This window comes from Actinoallomurus bryophytorum (genome assembly GCF_006716425.1).
GTDB lineage: Bacteria > Actinomycetota > Actinomycetes > Streptosporangiales > Streptosporangiaceae > Actinoallomurus > Actinoallomurus bryophytorum.
The window spans coordinates 239,031-259,882 of record NZ_VFOZ01000002.1; the positions used below are offsets into that span (position 1 = coordinate 239,031).

The window sequence follows — 20,852 nt, forward strand, 5'->3', positions numbered from 1 at the left end:
ACGCAGAGGGACGGCGCGGGCACTGGTCACCGAGATCGCAAGGCCGCAGCGGGGGCCGTGCTCACCCGCCGATCGCCATGATGACCCGGGAGACGACCTCGGGGTCACCGTCGTCGAGGGTGATCCCGACTCCGTCACGTTCGACCGTCAGCGGGGAGGCGTATCGGCGCGTCGCGCGCCAGGCGACGTAGGCGCGTCCGAAGTTCAGGATCTTGAACTCAGCGTCGATCACCAGTTTCACCACGTCGAACATTCCCGCCGGGCGTGGCCCGCCGTGGCCCGGAGAGATCAGCATGATCACCGCGTGAAGCCGGACGTACGGCTCGTCGCGGAGCCACTGGCAGAACGAGTGGAGTTCTTCTTCCGCATTGTCCGCTCTGACCCGAATAACACCGGACACAGAGGACCTCTCATCCGTTGGCCATCGGAAGAATCACGCCCACGTGACGATAATTATGATGAGATTCAGTCGCTCCGAAAAGGCGTACTTTCCCGATGGCAATGAACGCGCCTCACTTCTGGCGGGCCCTGCGCTCGTCGCGGCGTTCGACGAACCGCGCCGCCGCCACGTCGAGCCCCTCAAGGAAGTCCGAGAGCTCCTGGCGCGCCTTGTCGCCGTCGGCGCGCAGGTTCTCGAGTTCGAACACCCCCCACTGGCGCAGGACCGGCGTGACCACGTCGTCGAGGTGGACGCGCAGGTCGTAGATGCCGGCGTTGGCGATGGCGACCGACTTGCGCAGGAAGCCGTCGATGGTGTGGCCGGGCATCTGGAAGCCGGTCACGACATCGGTGACGGCGCGCATCGTCTCGTCCGGGGCGAGCTCGAAGGCCGCGGCGAGCAGGTTGCGGTAGAAGAGCATGTGGAGGTTCTCATCGGCCGCCACCCGTGTCAGCATCCGCTCGCACAGAGGATCGCCGGAGGCGGTGCCGGTGTTGCGGTGGGAGACGCGCGTCGCCAGCTCCTGGAAGGCGACGTAGGCCAGGCCGTGGAGCATCTTGTCGCCGTGGTCGGCCTGGTAGCCACCCTGCATGTGCGTCATCCGCGCGCGTTCGAGCGCGACCGGGTCGACGGCGCGGGTGACGGTGAGGTAGTCCCGGATGACGATGCCGTGGCGGTTCTCCTCGGCCGTCCAGCGGTCGACCCAGGTGCCCCATGCTCCGTCACGGCCGAAGATGGTGGAGATCTCGCGGTGGTAGCCGGGCAGGTTGTCCTCGGTCAGCAGGTTGACCACCAGCGCTTCGCGCGCGGCCGGAGAGACCACCGAGTCCTCCGGTGACCACGCCTCGCCCTCCATCGGCCCGTCGTAGTCGCGGCCCTGGCTCCACGGCACGTACTGGTGGGGGAACCATTCCTTCGCCACCGACAGGTGACGGTCGAGCTCCCCCGCGACGGTCGGCTCCAGCTCGAGCAGCAGCTCGCTCGTCGTCTTCGGTCCACGCGTTTGCGGCATATAGGTTCCCCCCGCGGATCAGGTCAGGTCGCGCCACGATGCCCCGATCCCGGGGACACACCGTAAGTGAGTACGTGATCACCTTACGTTAAAGCGTTATGGCCCCAGTACGTCGGGACTCACCCTACGAGGCCGGGTGCACTCATGCCACGGCGGGGTGATCGATTCGGCGCTCGCCGAGCTGGGCCGCGGCGAGGGTCGGATAGATGGTGAAGGCGCGGTCGAGGCCGGTGATGCGCAGCAGCTTGCTCACGTTGCGCTGCGGCCCGGCGAGGACGACGGCGAGGCCGTGCAGCTTCGCCCGGCGCTGTGCGCCGACGAGCAGGGCCAGTCCGGAGGCGTCGCAGAAGGCGACACCGGACAGGTCGATGATGACCGGTGCGGCCGTGTCCCGCAGGATGGTGACGATCTGGTCGCGGAGGACCGCGGTGGTCGCCATGTCGAGCTCTCCGCGGACCGTCATGACCGTGTGGCCCTGTGTCCGGCGGCTGGACAGCGCCGCTCCGGAGGTGTCGTGATGCATCGGAATCTCCTATCCGAGAAGAAAGAACCTCGCCGAGCACGGGGAACAGGCGGTCCTGGGACACGCCGTCCGCTCCGTCAGGGCACGGGCCGCGCTATGCGCTGAGCCCGGTAGAGAAGTCGTCGTGGGCCGAGGCGCACCGCGCGTCGAAGGTCACCGCGTGATCGCGGATGTCGGCTCCTTGCGGCGTCATGCTCGCCGGCCCGTCTTGACCTGCACTGAGGCAGAGGTCGAAGTAGTGAGATGCCAAGGCGACCCCGACTCGGTGTCGGTGTGCGAAGTCCTCGGCTGATCTCGACAATACCGCACGGAGATCCGGTCGGCCTGCCGACGCCACGGGCTATCCGGCGTCCGTGGCGTGCCGTAGCGGGACGCCCACGGCGTGCAGGTGGCGCAGGACCTGGGCGTACGAGCCGAAAATGGTGCTCTCGTGGTAGGTGAGGCCGTGCTCGCGGCAGTGCGCGCGGACGATCGCCTGGGCGCGCCGCAGCTGGAACCACGAACGGCCCAGCAGGACGAAGGCCACGCCGCCGAGCAGCAACAGCCCCAGGTTCGCCGCGATCTTGATCGTGTAGTAGGCGGGCCGCCGCTTCAGCATTCCGGCCTGTCTGACCTGCCGGGACAGGGCGGCATAGTCGCTGCCGCGGTCGGCGGTCTCCTCGCCATCGGCACCGGGCGAACGCAGGGCACTGGACGTCATCGACTCTCCTTCGACGGGGAACAGGTGCAGGACCACAGCGCCTCGCGCACTGCTGCGACCATCCGCCGCCGAAGGCGGGCCTCGACTCCGGGAGAACGAACAATCCGGCGTACGTGGCCCGCCGGGACTCACCCGTGGCCGACGTCCGCCGCCAGCGAGCCCAACGGCCCGGCTCGCCTGGGAGTTCCCGCCGTGACGCCTCCCACGACGCCCGCGCGTGCCGCGTCGAGACGCCACTTTCCGCAGGTACGTGGGATACGCTCGTGCCGACCGAGGATTCCTCGCATGCTGACAGCCGTGTCGGCGTTATCCCGGCCGTACGCGACGTCGGTCCTTCTGGACCGGGACAGGTCCGGATGGTTTATGACGCATCACCACGGCGTCGCGGCGTGAACGCGAGCGGGCAGTCCTTCCAGCGATCCTCGAGATTCACCGGCCGTGGCGGCCGCGGCACCGGCCTGGGAGCGCCCGAGCCCGTGGACGCGCCGTCGTACGGCTCCTGGCGGGCCGCCCAGCGCCCGGACGTCGTGTCGGTGGACCCCACGGCCCCCGGCGAGTGCCTGTGCGGTGACCCGGCCGACTACATGGTCAGCACCAACTGGTTCGGCGGGCGCCGCTCCCGCGATCCGGTGTGTGATCGTCATCTCGCCGAAGTCCTTGCCGCCATAGGGAAACAGCAGGCACGGCGGGATGGTGGGTGAAGTTTTTACCGAGGCTGCTCACTCCGTGTGATAGCGTTCTTGGCAGTTGCAGTTGTGGTTCCCATGAACATTATGTGCGCCTGCTGGTTCTAACCTCAGGCGCATTTTTCATTTGTCCCGGGATTTTCCCCCGGGCGAGGGTCATTACAGCGACGTGGGGTTCGTAAGGTGCGAACTCCGGCATTACCCCAGAAAGAAGAAGGATCATGACCACAGGCACCGTGAAGTGGTTCAACGCCACCAAGGGATTCGGTTTCATCGAGCCGGACGGCGGCGGCGCGGACGTCTTCGCCCACCAGTCCAACATCGCGACTGAGGGGTTCCGGGAGCTTCAGGAGGGCCAGAAGGTCCAGTTCGACATCACGCAGGGCCAGAAGGGCCCGCAGGCGGAGAACATCACCCCCGCCTGACATACCTAAAGCTTGCCGCAGGGCCCGTACCTCCCAGAGGTACGGGCCCTGCTCGCATTCGCGGCGGCCCGCCCCGTCCCGCTCCGGGCGACCGTCCGGCGGACGCCGACGCGGCCCCGGCCGCGCGCGGGCCCCGGCGTCAGCCGGAGGCCGACGGCGGAGATAGCGGGATGAACTCGATGGTCTGGTCGGCGAGGCCGCGCGCCCGGTCCTCATAGCGCGTCCGCAGCCTCATCAGCACCTCCTGCCCGCGTACCGCGGGCCAGTCGCCGGGCAGCCGCTCCACCGGCAGCCGTGGGTCGGTGCGGACGAGTTGCAGCCACTCGGTGGTCATCCACAGGTAACGCGCGAGGTCGTCGGGGCCCTCCGGGATCGGGCCGGGACGGTCCCAGCGGTCCAGGAACGCCCGGTAGCCGGCGGCGAGCGCGTCCAGGTCGTACGCGCCGCGGATCATTCCCGCCACGTCGGTGGGCGCCTCGGCCGTGGCGGAGAAGACCTTGACGTGCCCGTTCAGGCCGAGGCCGGCGACGATCGGGGCGATGTCCACCCGGGATGGAGCGATCCACATCCCGTTGCCCAGGGAGCCGAACCCCGCCCATGTCAGCCGGGACCGCAGGTCGTGCCGTACCCGCTGCCAGGACTCCGGCATCGAGAACGCGAGCACGGTCCACCGCCCGTCCCAGTCGGTGTTGACCGCGCCGTACCGCCACACGCGGCGTTCGCCGTCGACCAGGATCTCCTCGGAGCGCGGAGTGAGGCCGAAGTACATGCGCCGGCCACGGCGGTGCCGGGAGAGAAGATCGCGGCTCACCATGCGGGTGAGCGTCGAACGCACCGCGTGCTCGCCCACCCCCAGCCGGCCGAACAGGCCGATGAAGCTGCCGGAGAAGACCGCGATGTCGCGCCCGAGCACGTAGTTGCCCAGGACGGTGAGCATCAGCGACTGCGGCCGCAGCCGCGGCGAGGGGCCGGCGGCCTCGCGCCATGCCGGGGAAGGCTCGCTCACCCGTTCGACTCCCATCTCGTCAGCGTAGTGACGCCCGGCGGCCGCCCCAACGGACGGGCCAGGCAAATATGGGCAAATTATTGACTGTCGTTACCAATCAGCCTAACTTCGAGCTGTCTTCCGATGCGACGGCAGCTCGGGCGGCGCCGGGCACGCGTTTCAGGGTCCGGGTCAGGGGGCGTCCGTGTCGGCCGGCGGCCATGTCCAGACACCGCCCCCTCCAGGAGGCCTCCTGTGCGCCGGCTCATCTCACTCTTCGCCGCGGTCGCGCTGACCGCCACCGCGTGCAACGGCTCCAGCGGAGACTCGACCATCAAGATCGGCTTCATCGAGTCCCTCACCGGCAACTACGCGCCGCTCGGCGGCGAGGCGAAGAAGACCGTCGACCTGGCGGTCGAGCAGGTCAACACGGCCGGTGGCATCGCGGGCCGCAAGCTCAAACTGATCACCCTTGACGACCGGACCGCCCCCGACCAGGGCGTCCTGCACTTCAACAAGCTCAGGTCCGAGAAGGTCACCGCGATCCTCGGCTCGACGTTCTCCAACGTCGGCCTGGCCGTAGAGCCGCTCGCCGAGCGCGAGAAGATCCCCTACATCTCGCTGGCGCCGGCCGACGAGCAGGTCAAGCCGGTGCGGAAGTACACCTTCGTCGTGCCGGCGATCTCCTCGACCTACGCCGAGGCGATGCTGCAGTACTTCCAGGCGCACGACATCACCAGGATCGCGGTCGCCTACGACACCAAGAGCGCCTACTCCAAGGCCGGTTTCGCCGGGATGCAGCGGCTGGCGCCGAAGTACGGCGTGCAGCTCGTACGGTCCGAGCCGTACGAGACGACCGCGACCGACTTCAGCCCGGTGTTCACGCACGTACGCGGCTCCGGTGCGCAGGCCATGGTCGCCTGGGCGAGCGGCGCGCCCGGCGTCACGCTCGCCAAGCAGTTCCCGACCGCCGGCCTCGGCATCCCGCTGTACATGACCGCCTCGCAGGCCAGCAAGCTGTGGCTCGCCCCGGTCGGCAAGGCCGGTGAGGGCGTCTACGTGCAGAGCGCCATCGGCGTGGTCGGCGCGTACCTGCCGGACGGCAGGCTCAAGCAGGCGATCCAGCAGATGTCCCAGCCGTTCATCCAGAAGTACGGGTACGAGCCGCCGCAGTTCGCCCAGGACGGCTACTCGGGCGTCAAGCTGCTGACCGCGGCGATCCAGAAGGCCGGCGGCACCGACCGGAAGAAGATCCGCGACGCGCTGGAGACGCTGACCCTCGTCACGCCGTGCGGCAAGTACACCTACTCGGCCACGGACCACTCGGGGCTGCGTCCGACCGACATCTCGATGAACCGCGTCAAGGACGGGAAGCTCGTCCCCACGGACTGGTCGCGCACGAGGATCGCCGAGACCGCACGGGCGGCCGGGTGAGCACGGTGGGCACCGTGCTCACCGTCGAGTCGGTCAGCCGGTCGTTCGGCGGCGTTTACGCCCTGCGCGACGTCAGCCTGACCGTGGCCGAGGGCGAGACCCGCGCCGTCATCGGCCCGAACGGCGCGGGCAAGTCCACCCTCTTCAACCTCATCAGCGGCCACCTCACGCCGGAGCGCGGCGCGGTGCGGTACGGCGTGGACGGCGACCGGCGGAGCCTGGACCACCTCGCCCCGCACGTACGTGCCCGGCTGGGCATCGCGATCGTCTTCCAGGGCTCGCGGCTGTTCCGCGGCATGACCGCCCTGGAGAACGTCATGGTCGGCGCGCACGCCCGTACCCGGCACGGTTTCCTGTCCGGCGCCCTGCGCCTGCCCCGGCACCGGCGGGAGGAGGCCGCGATCAGGGCCGACGCCCTGGCCGCGCTGGACCGGGTCGGCCTGGCCGGCTGGGCGGACCGCGCCGCCGACATCCTCCCCCTGGGCCAGCAGCGCGCCCTGCAACTGGCCCGTGCGCTGTGTGCCCGGCCGCGGCTCCTGCTGCTCGACGAACCCGCCTCAGGGCTGCGCGCCACCGAACGCGAGACGCTCGCCCGGCTCATCGAGGACCTGCGCGCGGAGGGCCTGACGATGATGCTCGTCGAGCACGACATGGCCTTCGTCGGCCGGCTCGCCGACCGGATCAGCGTGCTCGACCTCGGCCGGAACATCGCCGAGGGGACTCCGGAGGAGATCCGCGGCGACGAGGCGGTCATCGCCGCCTATCTCGGAGCGGAGGCCGCTGGGTGAGCGAGCCCGAACCCCTGATCGAAGTGACGGACCTCGTGGTCCGCTACGGTGCCGCGACCGCCCTGGACCGGGTCGGCCTGACGGTCGCCGCGGGCGAGCTGGTCGCCCTGATCGGGCCGAACGGCGCCGGCAAGTCCTCCCTCGTCAACGCCATCGCCGGCATCGTGACACCGGCGTCGGGCCATGCCCGGCTGCGCGGCCGCGCGGCGCTGGTGCCCGAGGGCCGGCAGATGTTCGGCGACCTCAGCGTCGAGGACAACCTCGTGCTCGGCGCCTGGCGGCGGCGCCGCACGGCCGGAGCCCGCGACACCGCCCGTGTGTACGAGGTGCTGCCCCGGCTCGCCGGCCTGCGCGACCGCCGGGCCGGCACGCTCTCGGGAGGCGAACAGCAGATGGTCGCGTTCGGGCGGGCGCTGATGGCCGAGCCGGACGTGATCGTCGTGGACGAGCTGTCGCTCGGGCTGGCCCCCATGGTCACCGCGGACCTCGCCGGGCACCTGCGTGAGATCAACGCCGCGCGGGGCGTGGCGGTGCTGCTGATCGAGCAGAACGCCCGGCTCGCGCTCGACCTGTGCGAACGGGGATACGTGCTCGAGGCGGGGCGGATCCGGGCCGAGGGCAGCGCGGCGGAGCTGGCCGGGAGCGCGGACGTGGCCGCCGCCTACCTCGGTGCCGGCACCGGCCCGGCGGCCGGGACGGCCGAGGACATCGATCGGAGCCGTCCATGAGCGCCTTCCTGGAGTACCTGCTGTCCGGGATCGCGGTCGGCTGCGGTTTCGCCCTGCTGGCCAGCGGCCTGGTGGTGATCCACCGGGTGACCCAGGTGGTGAACTTCGCGCAGGGCATGTTCGCCGTGGTCGCGGGGCTGACCGCGGGTTCGCTGCTGTCGGCGGGGCTGCCGCACGGCGTCGCCGAACTCGCCGCGGTCGCCGTCGCGGGCCTGACCGGCCTCCTGGTCGGCTTGATCGCGACCGGAAGACCCGGCACAAGCCCGCTGTCCGCGCTCATCGTCACGCTCGGCCTGGGCTTCCTGGCGTACGCGATCGAGATCATGGTGTGGGACGACAACCCGCACTCGTTCGCGGGCCTCGGCGGTGCCGTGACGATCGCGGGCGCCCGTATCCAGCGGCAGTCGTTCCTGGTCATCGTCGTCGCCGCCGTGGTGTTCGCGCTGCTGGCGGTGTTCTTCGGCCGCACCTACCTGGGCAAGGCGCTGAGCGCGTGCGCGTCCAACCCGTACGCGGCACGTGCCGTCGGCATCGACGTCACCCGGATGGGACTGATCGCCTTCGCGCTCGGCGGCGTGCTCGGCGGCGCGGCGGGCGTGCTGCTCACCCCACTGCAGCCCATCTCCTACAACAGCGACGTCCTGCTGATCACCAACGGGTTCGCCGCGGCCGTGCTCGGCGGGCTCACCCGGCCAGGTGTCGCGCTGGCCGGCGCACTGACGCTCGGCGTCGCCGAGGCCATGGTCGCCGGCTACTACGAGGCCTCGTACCAGACCGTCGTCGCGCTCGCACTGATGCTGACGATCATGGTCTGGCGGGCCTCACGCCGGACCACGCTCCAGGAGGAGGCCGCCCGGTGAAAAGGTCCTTGGCCGCGCGGCCGTCGGCGGGCCTCGTCACGGCCGTCGTCGTGGCCGTGGCGGCGGTGCTCGCCCCCGTGCTCCTGCAGGGGTCCCAGGTCTCGGTGTACGTCCTCCTGCTGCTCGCGGCGACGGTCGTCACCGGCCTGTCCATGCTCATGGGCTACGCCGGTCAGGTCTCCCTCGGGCAGGGGTCGTTCTACCTGATCGGCGCGTACACGGCGGCGCTCATCGCCACGCACGGCATGCCCACGTGGCTCGGCCTGCTGGCCGCCCCCGTGGCCGCCGCCGGGATCGCGGCGCTGGTCGGCGTCCCCCTGCTGCGGCTGCGGGGACACCAGCTGGCCTTCGCCACGCTGGCCATCCAGCTCATCCTGCTGAGCCTGGCCGGCCGGCAGGAGTGGGCCGGCGGCGACATCGGCCTCCAGGGCGTGCCACGGCTGGAGATCGCCGGGTACGAGTTCGCCGGCGACGCGTCCTACGCCTACCTCGCCCTCGGCGCGCTGGCGCTGGTGGCCCTGATCACCCGCAACGTGGTGGCCTCACGGCCGGGACGCGGCCTGCGCGCACTGGCCACCAGCGAGGTCGCCGCCGCCTCCTCGGGTGTGCCGGTGCCGGCGTACAAGCAGGCGGTGTTCAGCCTGTCGGCGGGATACGCGGGACTGGCCGGCGGCATCTACGCCTTCTACATCGGCTACGTCGCGCCGGGGTCCTTCCCGGTCCTGCAGTCCTTCGAGTACGTGGTGATGGTCGCGGTGGGCGGCGCGGGCACGGTCTGGGGCGCGCTGGCGGGCGCCACCGCGATCACGCTGCTCATCCAGCTGCTCAACAACGTCGGGACGATGGACGGGATGCCCGCCGCGGCCCCCACCGTGCTCTCGTACGCGGTCTACGGAGCGCTTCTCATCCTCTCGGTGCTCTTCCTCCCCCGCGGGCTGGCGCCCAGCGTCGCCGCCTGGTGGGAACGCCGTGCCGCACGCCGCCGGCCTCCGCCCGGCGACTCCTCCGTGCCGTCGCCGCACGATCTGGCCGGCACGCCCTCATGACGGCTCCTTCGCCCCCACTCGAGAGGAACCACAGCGAATGATCGATCTGACCGGCAGGGTCGCCGTCGTGACCGGCAGCGGACGTGGCCTGGGCCGTGCCTACGCCATGGCGCTGACGCGCGCCGGCGCCTCCGTCGTCGTCAACGACGTCGAGGGCGCGGCGGCCGGGGAGACGGTGGAGGCGATCCGCGCGGCCGGCGGCGCGGCGGCGGCCGAGCCCGGACCGGTCGGTACCGCCGAGACCGCCGCCCGGCTGGTCGCGCGTGCCGTCGAGAGCTACGGACGGCTCGACGTCATGGTCACCAACGCCGGCATCCTGCGCGACCGGGTCCTGTGGAAGATGACCGACGAGGACTTCGACGCGGTGGTCGGCGTGCACCTGCGCGGGACGTTCACGTGCGCGCGTGCCGCGGCGGTGCGGATGCGCGAGCAGGGCGAGGGCGGCTCGCTGATCCTCGTCGGGTCCCCCGCCGGGCAGCGCGGCAACTTCGGCCAGACCAACTACGCGGCCGCCAAGGCCGGGATCGCGGCGATGGTCCGCACCTGGTCGATGGAGCTGGCGCGGTCGCGGGTGACCGTGAACGCCGTCATCCCGGTCGCCGCCACCGCGATGACCGAGACCATCCCGGCCTTCTCCCCCTACGTCCAGGCCCACCGGGACGGCGCGGACTTCCCCGACTTCCTGCGCAAGGGCGAGGGGTTCGGGTCGGCCGAGGACTGCGCGGCGCTGGTGCCGTTCCTGGCCTCGGACGCCGCGCGGGAGATCACCGGCCAGTGCATCGGGATCGGCGGGGACAAGCTCGCCCTGTGGTCCCATCCGCGTGAGGTGACGGTCGCCTACGCCGACGGCGGATGGACGCCGGACGCCATCGCGGCCGCGTGGCCCTCGTCGCTCGGCCGCGAACCGGAGACCGTCGGCATTCCGGCTCCGGCGATCCCGGAGGCCTGAGATGGACCTGGCCGGGCTGACCGCCATCGACGTGCACACGCACGCGGAGGTGTCCTCACGCGGCGGCACCTCCCTCGACGATGCCCTGCACGAGGCGTCCAGCGCGTACTTCAAGATCGACAGCGCGGCGCGCAGGCCGACCCTCCAGGAGATGGCGGCCTACTACCGCGAACGCAAGATGGCCGCCGTGGTGTTCACCGTGGACGCCGAGCACGCCACCGGCAACGCGCCGGTGCCCAACGAGGAGGTCGCCGAAGCGGCCGCGGCCAACCCCGACGTCCTGATCCCCTTCGCCTCGATCGACCCGTTCAAGGGCAGGGCCGGGGTACGGCAGGCGCGCCGGCTGGTCGAGCAGTACGGCGTGAAGGGGTTCAAGTTCCACCCCAGCATCCAGGGCTTCTTCCCCGACGACCGGCTCGCCTACGGGTTGTACGAGGCGATCGAGGAGCTCGGCGCGATCGCGCTGTTCCACACCGGGCAGACCGGGATCGGCGCGGGCCTGCCCGGCGGCGGGGGCATCCGGCTGAAGTACTCCGATCCGATGCGCGTGGACGACGTCGCCGTCGACTTCCCCGACATGAAGATCATCCTCGCGCACCCGTCCTTTCCGTGGCAGGACGCCGCGCTGAGCGTCGCGACCCACAAGCGAGGCGTCCACATCGACCTGTCGGGCTGGTCGCCGAAGTACTTTCCGCCCCAGCTCGTCAAGTACGCCAACAGCCTGCTCCAGGACAAGGTGCTGTTCGGCTCGGACTACCCGGTCATCAGCCCGGACCGCTGGCTGGCCGACTTCGCCGCGCTGCCGATGAAGGACGAGGTCCGCCCGAAGATCCTCAAGGACAACGCGGCCCGCCTGCTCGGGCTGGTCGCCGACACCGCCCGGCCGGCCTCCTGAGACGGGGTACTCGATGCGCAACCAAGGGCTCGGCTCGTGGCCGGTACGGCGAGCGCGCAAGACCCCGAACGACATCGCCCTCGTCCACGACGGCACGCCGCTCACGTACGCCGGGCTGCGCGACCGCGTCGCCGACCTGGCCCGCGCGCTGCGCGAGCTGGGCACCGGCCCGGGTGACCGGGTCGCCTATCTCGGCTTCAACCATCCGTCGTTCCTGCAGACGCTGTTCGCCACCGGGATGCTCGGCGGCGTGTTCGTCCCGCTCAACGCCCGGCTGACCGGGCCGGAGATCGCCTACCAGCTCACCGACTCGGGCGCCTCGGTGCTCGTGTACGCCCCGACCCATGCCGCCGTGGTCGGCGGCCTGCCGGTACGGGCCACGATCGGGCTGGAGGAGCTCGAGCGGCTGCCGGTCTCCGAGCCGGTGGACGTGCCCGTCGAGCTCGACGACCCCTGCATGATCATGTACACGTCCGGGACGACGGGGCGCCCCAAGGGGGCGATGCTCACCCATGGCAACATCACCTGGAACGCCGTCAACGTCCTGATAGACCACGATCTGATCGCGGACGAGGTGGCCCTGGTGTCCGCGCCGCTGTTCCACACCGCCGGGCTCAACATGCTCACGCTGCCGGTGCTGCTCAAGGGCGGCACGTGCGTCTTAACGACCGGCTTCGACCCCGATGCGACACTCGACCTGGTCGAGCGGCACCGGATCACCTTCATGTTCGGCGTACCGGCGATGTTCCAGGCCGTGGCGCGCGCGGCACGGTGGGAGGCCGCGGACCTGTCCTCGCTGCGCCTGCTGACCTGCGGCGGCGCACCCGTTCCGCCCTCGCTCATCGCGACCTACCAGGCGCGCGGCCTGACGTTCCTGCAGGGGTACGGGATGACCGAGGCCGCACCCGGCACGCTGTTCCTGGACGCCGCGCACGCGGTGACCAAGGCCGGCTCGGCCGGTGTCCCGCACTTCTTCAGCGACGTGAAGGTGGTCGGGCCCGGGCTGGCCGAGGTGCAGCCCGGCCAGCCCGGCGAGGTCGTCGTGAAGGGACCGCACGTGATGCCCGGCTACTGGGGCCTGCCGGAGGAGACCGCCCGGTCCTTCACCGACGGCTGGTTCCACACCGGCGACGCCGCCCGCCTCGACACCGACGGCTACGCCTACATCGTGGACCGGATCAAGGACGTGATCATCTCCGGTGGGGAGAACATCTACCCCGCCGAGGTCGAGAACGCCCTCCTCTCCGATCCCGACGTCCTGGAGTGCGCCGTCATCGGCGTACCGCACGACCGATGGGGCGAGACCGGCCGCGCCATCGTGGTCCCCCGCGAGGGTTCGGGGCTGACCGCCGAACGCCTGCTCGGCTCCCTCGCCGGCCGCATCGCCAAGTACAAGCTCCCCACATCAGTGGTCTTCGCCACCGAGATCCCCCGCAACGCGACCGGCAAGATCCTTAAGGCCCGGCTGCGTGATCTCTACGGAACGGAGTGACCGTGAACGTTCATATCGACGACCTCCCCGAACTGATCGGCAAGGACCTCGGTCCGGGCGGCTGGCTGACCGTCGCCCAGCACCGGATCAACACCTTCGCCGACGCCACCGACGACCACCAGTGGATCCACGTCGACGCCGAGAAGGCCCGGCAGGGTCCGTTCGGCGGCACCATCGCGCACGGGTACCTGACCCTGGCGCTGTTCATCCCGCTCTTCAGCTCCCTGCTGGACGTCACCGGCGTCACGACCAAGGTCAACTACGGGCTCAACAAGGTGCGCTTCCCCGCGCCCGTACCGGCCGGTGCCCGGATCCGTCTCGGCGCCAGGATCACCGAGGTGCGGCCGGTCCAGGGCGACGGCGTGCAGGTCACGCTGGACGGCACGATCGAGATCGACGGCTCCGCCAAGCCCGCGTGCGTCCTGGAGAGCGTCCTGAGGTTCTACCGGTGACCGCCGCCGGCCCTCCCGGGCTGAGAGCCCCCTACGATCGCGGCCTCCCGTGGATCTCCTCCACGTCCAGACCCCGGTCGACGCCGTGCGGGATCACGGTCTGGCCCGGTGCGAGCTTGAGCCGCTCGCCGTCGAGCAGCACCGAGATCCGGTCCGGCTCGAAGGACACCATCCCCGAGACGCGCGCGGACTCGGGGTAGGCATTCGGGTACGACCACGCCGCACGGCCCGAGTCGCCGATGTCGTAGTAGTCGCACACCCCCTTGTAGGGACAGAAGGTCTGACCCTTGGCCGGGGTGAGCGCGGACTCGTCGACGTCGGCGCGGGGGACGTACCAGCGGGGCGCGAACCCGGACTCGTAGAGCGCGACGGGGCTTCTCGTGTCGGCGACGATCCGGTCGGCCGAGTAGACCACCAGCCGGCGCGACGTCGCGCGGATGTCGATGCGGTGGTAGTTGTCGGCGGCGTGGCCGAAGATCCTCTCGTCCTCCTCGTAGAACGCCTCCATCGCGCGCCAGGCGAAGGCGACCCGTTCGCCGAGCTCGCCCGCGTGGCCGGGCAGGTCGGTGTGCCGCCAGGCCCCGCGCTGCGCGAGGTCCGCACCGGCACGGACCGCGTACCAGGCGGTCTTGCCCAGATCCTTGTGCTCGGTGACGTGCTCGGTGGACTCCAGCACGCCGGGCGCGATGTCGCCCAGCGGGAAGTAGGCCACCGGATAGCGGCCGGGTTCGTGCAGCAGGAGGACGTCTTCGCTGTCGGCGATCCACTGACCGCCGAACCTCACCTGCATCCGGCGCCGTAGGGGCTCGGCGAACAGCAGGCGCTGGGGCAGCGGTTCGGGGGTGAGAAACCGTCCGATGGAGCGCGGGGAGATCGGACCCTGCTGCCAGGACAGACCCATGGTTTTCCTCTCCGCACGCCGGTCAGGAACGTGCTGGTCAGAGCGGTGGGGGTCGGGCTCTCGTGTCCTGCGGAGCCCATATCAGCGAGGCTAATCCCCTCACAACGGACGATCAGCGTTCGGGACATGAAACCTTTGGGGACTATTGATAGGTTTTGCGAATGGCCACCCTCCGGGCGCTCGAGTGCCTCGTGGCCTTGGTCGACACCGGATCGGTGACCAAGGCGGCGGCCCAGCTGCACATGTCCCAGCCCGCGCTCTCCCACCAGATCGCCGCTCTGGAGCGCGAGCTCGACACGCCGGTCGTGGAGCGGCTGTCGCGCGGTGTCCGGGTCACGGCCGCGGGCCGCGCCGCGGCAGGCGAGGCGCGCGTCGCGCTGCACGCCGCGGCCCAGACCGTCCAGATCGGCCGCGACGTCGGTGCCGGGCGCGCCGGGCGGCTACGGATCGCCTGTGCCGAGACGATGACCGCCTGGCTGCTCGTGCCGGTCCTGCGCCGATGGCGCACGCACCGTCCCGGCGTGCATCTGGACCTGAAGGAGTTCACCAGCTCGGACCGGATGGTGGCCGAGCTGGTGGCGGGCGCCGTGGACCTCGTCGTGGGTCCGCGGCCGACCAGCGTCTCCGCCCACGTCGACGTGCTGGGACAGGAGGAGATGGTCGTGGTGGCCGCCGATCACCATCCCTTCGCGGACCGGTCCTCGGTCACCGTCCCGCAGCTCGCGGCCGAGCCGTTCGTGCACTACGACCCCGGCAACGGCCTGGCGATGTGGGTCGACCGGCTCGCCGCCGCACACCAGGTCGCGCTCACCCCCGTACTCCGGACGCGCAGCCCGCGGACCGCGGCCCAGCTCGCAGGGGCCGGAATGGGCGTGACCGTCGTGCCGGCGTCGGCTCTCCTTGCCCGGCCGACCGGCGTCGTCCGCCCGCTGGAGCCACGTGTCCATCGCGACGTGATCGCGATCGTCGCCGCCCCCGGCGACGGGCTCGCCCGGCGGTTCGTCGCCGACCTGCGCCGGGGCGGCCTTCCCCCGTCCACGGCTTGACCGCTTTTCGAAAAGCACGCTCGGCCGGGTCCGCAGGGAAAGGCGCGCGAATTTCCCGGGCGCCGATCCGCCGGCCATTGGCGGCCGTCTTCCCCAATCGCGGTATTCGCGAAATCTCGCCTTCTCCACCGGAAATCTCATGTCGCGGCGGCCGCCGCGCCAGATGGGCGCCTTTAGGCTCGATTGCGATGAGCCAAAGGAGAACTCCCATGTCAGCGATATTGCGCGACCAAACCGTGCTCGTGGTCGGCCGCGGAGGCGGAATCGCGCGTGCGGTCACACTGGCCGTGCGCGACGCCGGCGCGCGCGTCGTCGTCGCCGGCCGCGACCGCGACGCCCTGGACGCCGCCTACGACGACCCCGACATCAGCGCCGAGACGGTCGATCTCACCGACGAACCCTCCGTCGCCTCACTGGCCGAACGCCTCGGCCAGGTCGACCACGTGGTCTCCACCGCCTCGGCGCGGGCCCGCGGACGCGTCGCCGACCTGACCCAGGAGCCCCTGCTGCGGTCCCTCAACACCAAGGTCATCGGCCCGATCATGCTCGCCAAGCACTTCGCGGCCCGGATGCCGCAGCACGGGTCGTTCGTCCTCTTCTCCGGTTCCTCCGCGCTCAAGCCGGCCGTCGGCGCCCTCGGCGTCGCCATCACCAACGGCGCGGTCGACGTCCTCACCCGCTCTCTCGCCGTGGAGCTGGCGCCGATCCGCGTCAACGCCATCTCTCCCGGCACCATCGACACCGGCGCCTGGGACGGCCTCGGCGACGAGAAGAAACAAGAAATGTTCGCCGACCGGGTCGCGCGCAACCCCGCGCGCCGAATCGGAATCGCGCAGGACATCGGCGAGGCCGTTCTCTTCGCGCTCACCAACACATTCATGACCGGCGTCTCCCTGCCCATAGACGGCGGCGAACCTCTCGTCTGACCCTCCGGCGCGACCTGGCCACAATCGGCGCCGGCGCATCTCCTCCTCACCCCTTGACGCGAAGGCACGGAAGCGCGTTCATGGGGCAAAACCCGAACTCCGTTCGGGTTGCCGTTCACCGGCCGGCTCCACCGCGGCCGGTCGTGACGAGGAGACGACCATGAGGCCCCGCCGCCTTGCCGTTCAGGGCGTCGTCATCGCGTTAGGCCTGGCGATGACGTCCCCGGCGATCCACGCCGCCGCCTCGGCCGGGGCGACGGTACGTACGGAGTCGGGCCTGGTCGGCGGGAGGTCCGCGCGGGAGTTCCTCGGCATCCCGTACGCGGCGCCCCCGGTGGGGGCGTTGCGCTGGCGGCCACCGCGGCCGCACGCGGCATGGTCCGGCGTACGCGCCGCGACCTCCTTCGGCGACGGCTGTGTCCAGGGCGCGTCCTGGGACCCCGGCTACGAGACACCGAAGCTGACCGAGGACTGCCTCTACCTGAACGTCTACCGGCCCCGGCCCGCGCCGCACGGGCTACCGGTCATGGTGTGGATCCACGGTGGCGGTTTCACCGGGGGCGCCGGCAACGACGTCGTGCCCACCGAGTTCGCCCGCAAAGGCGACGTCATCGCGGTTACCGTGAACTACCGGCTCGGCGCGATGGGCTTCCTCGCCCACCCGGCGCTCGGCGCCGGCTCGGGGAACTACGGCCTGATGGACCAGCAGGCCGCGCTGCGCTGGGTCCAGCGGAACATCGCGCGCTTCGGCGGCGACCCGGCCAAGGTCACCATCGCCGGCGAGTCGGCGGGCGGCCAGTCGGTCTGCGACCAGCTGGCCTCGCCCGCCGCACGTGGCCTGTTCCGCGGCGCCATCATCGAGAGCGGCTCCTACGGCGACTGCGCCGCACGTGCGCGTACGGACGCCGACCAGGCGGGCATCGCGTTCGCGCGGTCACTGGGGTGCGCGGACGCCGCCTGCCTGCGCGGCAGGCCGGCTCAGGAGATCCTGACCGCGCAGGGCGGGTTCTCCTTCGGCCCGGTCGCCGGCGGCCCCGTCCTGCCGGTCCAGCCGGCGGACGCGTTCGCGTCCGGCCGCTACAACCGCGTGCCGCTGGTCAACGGCGCCAACCACGACGAGGGCCGTCTCTTCGTCTTCGGCGCCTACGACGCGGGCGGGCATCCCCTGACGGCCGAGCAGTACCCGGTGGCACTGCGGAACTCCTACGGTGACGCCGCCGGCCGGATCCTGGCGCGTTACCCGCTGAGCGCCTATCCCTCGCCCGGCCTGGCGCTGTCGGCGGTCGAGACCGACCAGCTGATGTCGTGCCCCGTACTCGACGTCAACGCGCTCGTACGGCGCCACTCCCCCGCCTACACCTACGAGTTCGCCGACGAGACCTCGCCGCCGTTCGAGTCGCTGCGCGACCTGCACACGGACTTCCCGTTCGGCGCCACCCACGTGAACGAACTGCAGTACCTCTTCCTGCACTTCGGCCATCCGTCACCGCTCGATCCCGCCCAGCGCGAGCTGTCGGACCAGATGATCGGGTACTGGACGACGTTCGTCCGCACGGGAAGGCCGGTCGTCGCGGGGCTGCCGCCGATGCCTCGCTATGACGCGACGCAGCGGGTGCTGAGCCTCAGTACGCACGGCAACGCGATCTCCGGCGGCTTCGACGGCTTCCACAAGTGCGCGTTCTGGAGAGAGGTGAACCGATGAGAGGACCGGCCTTCGGAGCGCTGGCCGTCGCCGTCGCGCTCGTGAGCCTGGCGGGTCAGGTACACGCCGTCGCCGCACCCGCGCGTCCCTGGATGGACACCGCGCAGAGCCCGCGGACCCGCGCGGAGCGGCTGCTGGCCCAGATGACCCTGGACGAGAAGATCACGATGGTGCATGGCGACGGGTTCGCCTTCAACACCGGCTACGCCGGTCACGTCCCGGCCAACACCCGGCTCGGCATTCCCGGCCTGTACCTGTCCGACGGCCCGAACGGCGTCGGCAACGGCAGTACCGGCGTCACCGCGTTCCCGGCCGCGGTGAACGGCGCGGCCACCTGGGACACCGGCCTGATGCGCCGGTACGGCACCGCCTACGGCGAGGAGCAGTCCGCCAAGGGGCACAACATCGCCCTGGCACCGACGATCAACATCCTGCGCACGCCGAAGTGGGGACGCGCGGCCGAGACGTTCGGCGAGGACCCGTACCTGACCGGCCGGATCGCCGCGGCCGAGACCGCGGGCACCCAGAGCCGTCACGTCATCGCGACGCCGAAGCACTACGCCGCCAACAACCAGGAGCTGTTCCGCAGCGGCATCGACGTGAGGGTCTCCGAGCGGGCGCTGCGCGAGATCTACCTCCCCGGCTTCGAGGCCGCGGTGCGCGAGGGCGGGGCGGGCGCCGTGATGTGCTCCTATCCGCGTGTCAACGGCACGTACGCCTGCGAGAACCCCTCGACGCTCGGCACGCTCAAGACCGACCTCGGCTTCGACGGCCTGGTCATGTCGGACTGGGGTGCCACGCACAGCACGGTCGGCTCCGCCAACGCCGGGCTGGACCTGGAGATGCCCGGCGGCACACTGCTCGGCCCGGAGTACTACGGCACCGCGCTCAAGGCCGCGGTCCTCGCCGGCCAGGTCACGATGGCGACGCTCGACGACAAGGTCCGGCGGATCCTGACGTCGATGTTCCGCATCGGGCTGTTCGACCATCCGCCGACGGGCGGCAGGGACACCACGGCCGGCACGCAGGCCCACCGTGACCTGGCGCGCGACCTGGCCGCGCAGGGCACCGTCCTGCTCAAGAACGAACGCGGCGTCCTGCCCCTGAACGTCCGGTCGCTGGCCGTCATCGGCGACGACGCCGGCCAGAACGCGCAGATCGGCATGGGCGGATCGGCCGCCGTCACCCCGACCGGCGCGGTGAGCACGCCGATCGGCGGCATCACCGCGCGAGCCGGCTCGAAGGTGAAGGTGACGTACGCGCGCGGCACCCTCGGCACCAAGCCGCTGCCGGTGCTGTCCGGAGGCACGCTCGGCTCCGGCTTCACGGCGAGCTACTACAGCGGCCCGGATCTCAGCGGGCCCGCCACCATCACCCGGACCGAGCCGAGCGTGGACCTCACCGCGGCGCCCGCCGGCCTGCCGGCCTCCTGGTCGGCGCGGTGGACCGCGACCTTCACGCCGCCCGCGACCGGCGCGTACCGGTTCTCCCTGGACGGCGCCGGTGACGCGAGCCTGTACGTCGGCGGCCACAAGGTGGCGACGAATCACCAGGAGTTCTCCGGCGTCTCCCACGCCGTGGTCGACCTCACCGCCGGGCAGGCCGTACCGATCTCCGTGGAGTACGCCTCCGCCGCCGCGCTCACCGGCCCCGCGCTGCACCTGGGCTGGGCCGCGCCGGACCCGGGCCTCACGGGCGACGCCGTCGCCGCGGCCAGGAGATCCGACGCCGCGGTGGTCTTCGTCAACGACGTGACCAGCGAGGGCAGCGACCGTACGACGCTGGCGCTTCCCGGCGACCAGGACCGGCTGATCCAGGCGGTGGCCGCCGCGAACCCCCACACGATCGTCGTGCTCAACACCAGCGGCCCCGTGCTGATGCCGTGGGCCGGTCGCGTGGCCGGTGTCCTCGAGGCCTGGTATCCGGGCCAGGAGGACGGGAACGCGATCGCCTCGGTGCTGTTCGGCGACGTCGACCCGGCCGGCAAACTGCCGATGACCTTCCCCGCCGACGAGCGGCAGGGGCCCGCCAAGACCCCGGCCGAGTATCCGGGTGACGGCGTGACCGTGCACTACGACGAGGGCGTGCTCGTCGGCTACCGCTGGTACGACGCGAAGGGCGAGAAACCGATGTTCCCGTTCGGCCACGGCCTGTCGTACACCACCTTCCGCTACGGCGGCCTGAAGGTGAGCCGGGACACCGTACGCGTGCGCGTCACCAACATCGGGCGTCGGGACGGGACCGAGGTCGTCCAGCTGTACCTCGGCCTGCCCGCCTCCGCGGGCGAGCCGCCGGACCAGCTCAAGGGCTTCCAGAAGGTGCGCCTGTCCCCCGGCCGGACCGCGACGGTCACGTTCCGGCTGACCTCGCGGTCGCTGTCGACCTGGGACGGCGCCTGGCGCGTACGGCCGGGCACCTACAAGGTCGCCGTGGGGAGCTCCTCCCGCGACATCCGCGCCACCGGCCGCTTCACCGTCGCGCGCTGACCCGGTGCCGCCCCGCACGGCACCGCGGAGGGGAAGAGCGGTCGCGGTTTCGAGCTCGCCGGTGCCCGCTGTGGGCCATTGGCCGACCCTGGCTTCCCGTGGCATTTCCGTTCAACGCGTCCTCATGAAAGCCGAAAGGCGGAGCGGGCGAGCGAATCGGTCGATCGGCACGTTGCCGGTATCCGTAGTGGCCCATAATGGCCCGGGGAGATCACGGCATTTGTCGACCGTTCAGTCTTTTGAGCGGCGCGGGGAGACACGGGTGGAACATGTCACAAGAGTCGTCTGAGGATACGCCTTTCGCATCACCGGCCGGCCCCTCACCGGCACCGCCGGAGCAGCCCATTCCGCCGCCGCCCCCGCCCTACCCGCAGCCG

21 protein-coding genes are annotated in these 20,852 nt (G+C 71.0%); 15 read left to right on the top strand and 6 right to left on the bottom strand.

Going from position 1 to position 20,852, the window contains the following annotated elements; genetic code table 11:
* Positions 1 to 61 precede the first annotated feature (61 nt).
* From FB559_RS37360 to FB559_RS37375, 4 genes are all read right to left on the bottom strand, one after another.
* Positions 62 to 400 (bottom strand): effector-associated constant component EACC1, encoded by a 339-nt coding sequence (locus FB559_RS37360; RefSeq protein WP_141962340.1) that lies wholly within the window; start codon positions 398 to 400, stop codon positions 62 to 64.
* Between the two features lie 112 nt (positions 401 to 512).
* A complete protein-coding gene (locus FB559_RS37365; RefSeq protein WP_141962341.1) occupies positions 513 to 1,451 on the bottom strand; it encodes an acyl-ACP desaturase in 939 nt (312 codons plus the stop codon).
* 142 nt (positions 1,452 to 1,593) lie between these two features.
* Positions 1,594 to 1,974, bottom strand: a complete 381-nt coding sequence (locus FB559_RS37370; RefSeq protein ID WP_141962342.1) for an STAS domain-containing protein — start codon at positions 1,972 to 1,974, stop codon at positions 1,594 to 1,596.
* A 340-nt stretch (positions 1,975 to 2,314) separates the two neighbouring features.
* Positions 2,315 to 2,674, bottom strand: coding sequence for a hypothetical protein (locus FB559_RS37375; RefSeq protein WP_141962343.1), 360 nt, complete (start codon positions 2,672 to 2,674; stop codon positions 2,315 to 2,317).
* A gap of 389 nt (positions 2,675 to 3,063) precedes the next feature.
* On the opposite strand from FB559_RS37375, the gene FB559_RS37380 reads away from it, so the two are divergent.
* Together FB559_RS37380 and FB559_RS37385 are read left to right on the top strand one after the other, a co-directional pair.
* Positions 3,064 to 3,375 (top strand): hypothetical protein, encoded by a 312-nt coding sequence (locus tag FB559_RS37380; RefSeq protein WP_141962344.1) that lies wholly within the window; start codon positions 3,064 to 3,066, stop codon positions 3,373 to 3,375.
* 206 nt (positions 3,376 to 3,581) lie between these two features.
* Positions 3,582 to 3,785 (top strand): cold-shock protein, encoded by a 204-nt coding sequence (locus FB559_RS37385; RefSeq protein ID WP_141962345.1) that lies wholly within the window; start codon positions 3,582 to 3,584, stop codon positions 3,783 to 3,785.
* 139 nt (positions 3,786 to 3,924) lie between these two features.
* On the opposite strand, the gene FB559_RS37390 is transcribed toward FB559_RS37385, so the two are convergent.
* Positions 3,925 to 4,806, bottom strand: a complete 882-nt coding sequence (locus tag FB559_RS37390; RefSeq protein WP_246122739.1) for a PaaX family transcriptional regulator — start codon at positions 4,804 to 4,806, stop codon at positions 3,925 to 3,927.
* 219 nt (positions 4,807 to 5,025) lie between these two features.
* Between FB559_RS37390 and FB559_RS37395 the strand changes: the two genes are divergently transcribed.
* The 9 genes from FB559_RS37395 to FB559_RS37435 are packed head-to-tail and all read left to right on the top strand — an operon-like array spanning position 5,026 to position 13,414.
* Complete coding sequence (locus FB559_RS37395; RefSeq protein ID WP_221640625.1) at positions 5,026 to 6,204, top strand: ABC transporter substrate-binding protein; 1,179 nt, start codon at positions 5,026 to 5,028, stop codon at positions 6,202 to 6,204.
* Positions 6,201 to 6,992, top strand: a complete 792-nt coding sequence (locus FB559_RS37400) for an ABC transporter ATP-binding protein (protein ID WP_246122741.1) — start codon at positions 6,201 to 6,203, stop codon at positions 6,990 to 6,992. The genes FB559_RS37395 and FB559_RS37400 overlap by 4 nt, the downstream gene beginning before the upstream one ends.
* Positions 6,989 to 7,720, top strand: coding sequence for an ABC transporter ATP-binding protein (locus tag FB559_RS37405; protein ID WP_246122743.1), 732 nt, complete (start codon positions 6,989 to 6,991; stop codon positions 7,718 to 7,720). Before FB559_RS37400 ends, FB559_RS37405 begins: the two co-directional genes overlap by 4 nt.
* Entirely contained in the window at positions 7,717 to 8,580 is an 864-nt protein-coding gene (locus FB559_RS37410) for a branched-chain amino acid ABC transporter permease (RefSeq protein ID WP_141962347.1), read from the top strand. The genes FB559_RS37405 and FB559_RS37410 overlap by 4 nt, the downstream gene beginning before the upstream one ends.
* Positions 8,577 to 9,626, top strand: coding sequence for a branched-chain amino acid ABC transporter permease (locus tag FB559_RS37415; protein ID WP_246122745.1), 1,050 nt, complete (start codon positions 8,577 to 8,579; stop codon positions 9,624 to 9,626). Before FB559_RS37410 ends, FB559_RS37415 begins: the two co-directional genes overlap by 4 nt.
* A gap of 37 nt (positions 9,627 to 9,663) precedes the next feature.
* Positions 9,664 to 10,575, top strand: a complete 912-nt coding sequence (locus FB559_RS37420; RefSeq protein WP_141962348.1) for an SDR family NAD(P)-dependent oxidoreductase — start codon at positions 9,664 to 9,666, stop codon at positions 10,573 to 10,575.
* Between the two features lies 1 nt (position 10,576).
* A complete protein-coding gene (locus FB559_RS37425) occupies positions 10,577 to 11,470 on the top strand; it encodes an amidohydrolase family protein (RefSeq protein ID WP_141962349.1) in 894 nt (297 codons plus the stop codon).
* 13 nt (positions 11,471 to 11,483) lie between these two features.
* A complete protein-coding gene (locus FB559_RS37430) occupies positions 11,484 to 12,962 on the top strand; it encodes an acyl-CoA synthetase (protein ID WP_141962350.1) in 1,479 nt (492 codons plus the stop codon).
* Positions 12,963 to 12,964: 2 nt separating this feature from the next.
* The gene (locus FB559_RS37435) at positions 12,965 to 13,414 is read left to right on the top strand and encodes a MaoC family dehydratase (RefSeq protein WP_342781041.1); all 450 of its coding nucleotides are present in this window, start codon (positions 12,965 to 12,967) and stop codon (positions 13,412 to 13,414) included.
* Positions 13,415 to 13,445: 31 nt separating this feature from the next.
* Here the strand turns inward: FB559_RS37435 and FB559_RS37440 are convergent, their stop codons facing one another.
* Positions 13,446 to 14,315, bottom strand: coding sequence for a DUF427 domain-containing protein (locus FB559_RS37440; protein WP_141962352.1), 870 nt, complete (start codon positions 14,313 to 14,315; stop codon positions 13,446 to 13,448).
* A gap of 161 nt (positions 14,316 to 14,476) precedes the next feature.
* Between FB559_RS37440 and FB559_RS37445 the strand changes: the two genes are divergently transcribed.
* The 4 genes from FB559_RS37445 to FB559_RS37460 all read left to right on the top strand — a co-directional run bounded on the left by FB559_RS37445 (position 14,477) and on the right by FB559_RS37460 (position 20,475).
* On the top strand, positions 14,477 to 15,361 hold the full coding sequence (locus FB559_RS37445) for a LysR family transcriptional regulator (protein ID WP_141962353.1): 885 nt from the start codon (positions 14,477 to 14,479) through the stop codon (positions 15,359 to 15,361).
* A 209-nt stretch (positions 15,362 to 15,570) separates the two neighbouring features.
* On the top strand, positions 15,571 to 16,287 hold the full coding sequence (locus FB559_RS37450; RefSeq protein ID WP_141962354.1) for an SDR family oxidoreductase: 717 nt from the start codon (positions 15,571 to 15,573) through the stop codon (positions 16,285 to 16,287).
* Between the two features lie 160 nt (positions 16,288 to 16,447).
* On the top strand, positions 16,448 to 17,989 hold the full coding sequence (locus FB559_RS37455) for a carboxylesterase/lipase family protein (protein ID WP_141962355.1): 1,542 nt from the start codon (positions 16,448 to 16,450) through the stop codon (positions 17,987 to 17,989).
* Positions 17,986 to 20,475, top strand: a complete 2,490-nt coding sequence (locus FB559_RS37460; RefSeq protein ID WP_141962356.1) for a glycoside hydrolase family 3 C-terminal domain-containing protein — start codon at positions 17,986 to 17,988, stop codon at positions 20,473 to 20,475. Before FB559_RS37455 ends, FB559_RS37460 begins: the two co-directional genes overlap by 4 nt.
* The last annotated feature ends 377 nt before the right edge of the window (positions 20,476 to 20,852 follow it).

What these genes read in the sequence shown, in the direction of transcription:
- FB559_RS37440 (WP_141962352.1), bottom strand. Translation starts at nt 14,315, where the DNA reads ATGGGTCTGTCCTGGCAGCAGGGTCCGATCTCCCCGCGCTCCATCGGA.
- FB559_RS37385 (WP_141962345.1), top strand. Translation starts at nt 3,582, where the DNA reads ATGACCACAGGCACCGTGAAGTGGTTCAACGCCACCAAGGGATTCGGT.
- FB559_RS37410 (WP_141962347.1), top strand. Translation starts at nt 7,717, where the DNA reads ATGAGCGCCTTCCTGGAGTACCTGCTGTCCGGGATCGCGGTCGGCTGC.
- FB559_RS37390 (WP_246122739.1), bottom strand. Translation starts at nt 4,806, where the DNA reads ATGGGAGTCGAACGGGTGAGCGAGCCTTCCCCGGCATGGCGCGAGGCC.
- FB559_RS37455 (WP_141962355.1), top strand. Translation starts at nt 16,448, where the DNA reads ATGAGGCCCCGCCGCCTTGCCGTTCAGGGCGTCGTCATCGCGTTAGGC.
- FB559_RS37430 (WP_141962350.1), top strand. Translation starts at nt 11,484, where the DNA reads ATGCGCAACCAAGGGCTCGGCTCGTGGCCGGTACGGCGAGCGCGCAAG.
- FB559_RS37425 (WP_141962349.1), top strand. Translation starts at nt 10,577, where the DNA reads ATGGACCTGGCCGGGCTGACCGCCATCGACGTGCACACGCACGCGGAG.
- FB559_RS37375 (WP_141962343.1), bottom strand. Translation starts at nt 2,674, where the DNA reads ATGACGTCCAGTGCCCTGCGTTCGCCCGGTGCCGATGGCGAGGAGACC.
- FB559_RS37460 (WP_141962356.1), top strand. Translation starts at nt 17,986, where the DNA reads ATGAGAGGACCGGCCTTCGGAGCGCTGGCCGTCGCCGTCGCGCTCGTG.
- FB559_RS37365 (WP_141962341.1), bottom strand. Translation starts at nt 1,451, where the DNA reads ATGCCGCAAACGCGTGGACCGAAGACGACGAGCGAGCTGCTGCTCGAG.
- FB559_RS37445 (WP_141962353.1), top strand. Translation starts at nt 14,477, where the DNA reads ATGGCCACCCTCCGGGCGCTCGAGTGCCTCGTGGCCTTGGTCGACACC.
- FB559_RS37450 (WP_141962354.1), top strand. Translation starts at nt 15,571, where the DNA reads ATGTCAGCGATATTGCGCGACCAAACCGTGCTCGTGGTCGGCCGCGGA.
- FB559_RS37420 (WP_141962348.1), top strand. Translation starts at nt 9,664, where the DNA reads ATGATCGATCTGACCGGCAGGGTCGCCGTCGTGACCGGCAGCGGACGT.
- FB559_RS37370 (WP_141962342.1), bottom strand. Translation starts at nt 1,974, where the DNA reads ATGCATCACGACACCTCCGGAGCGGCGCTGTCCAGCCGCCGGACACAG.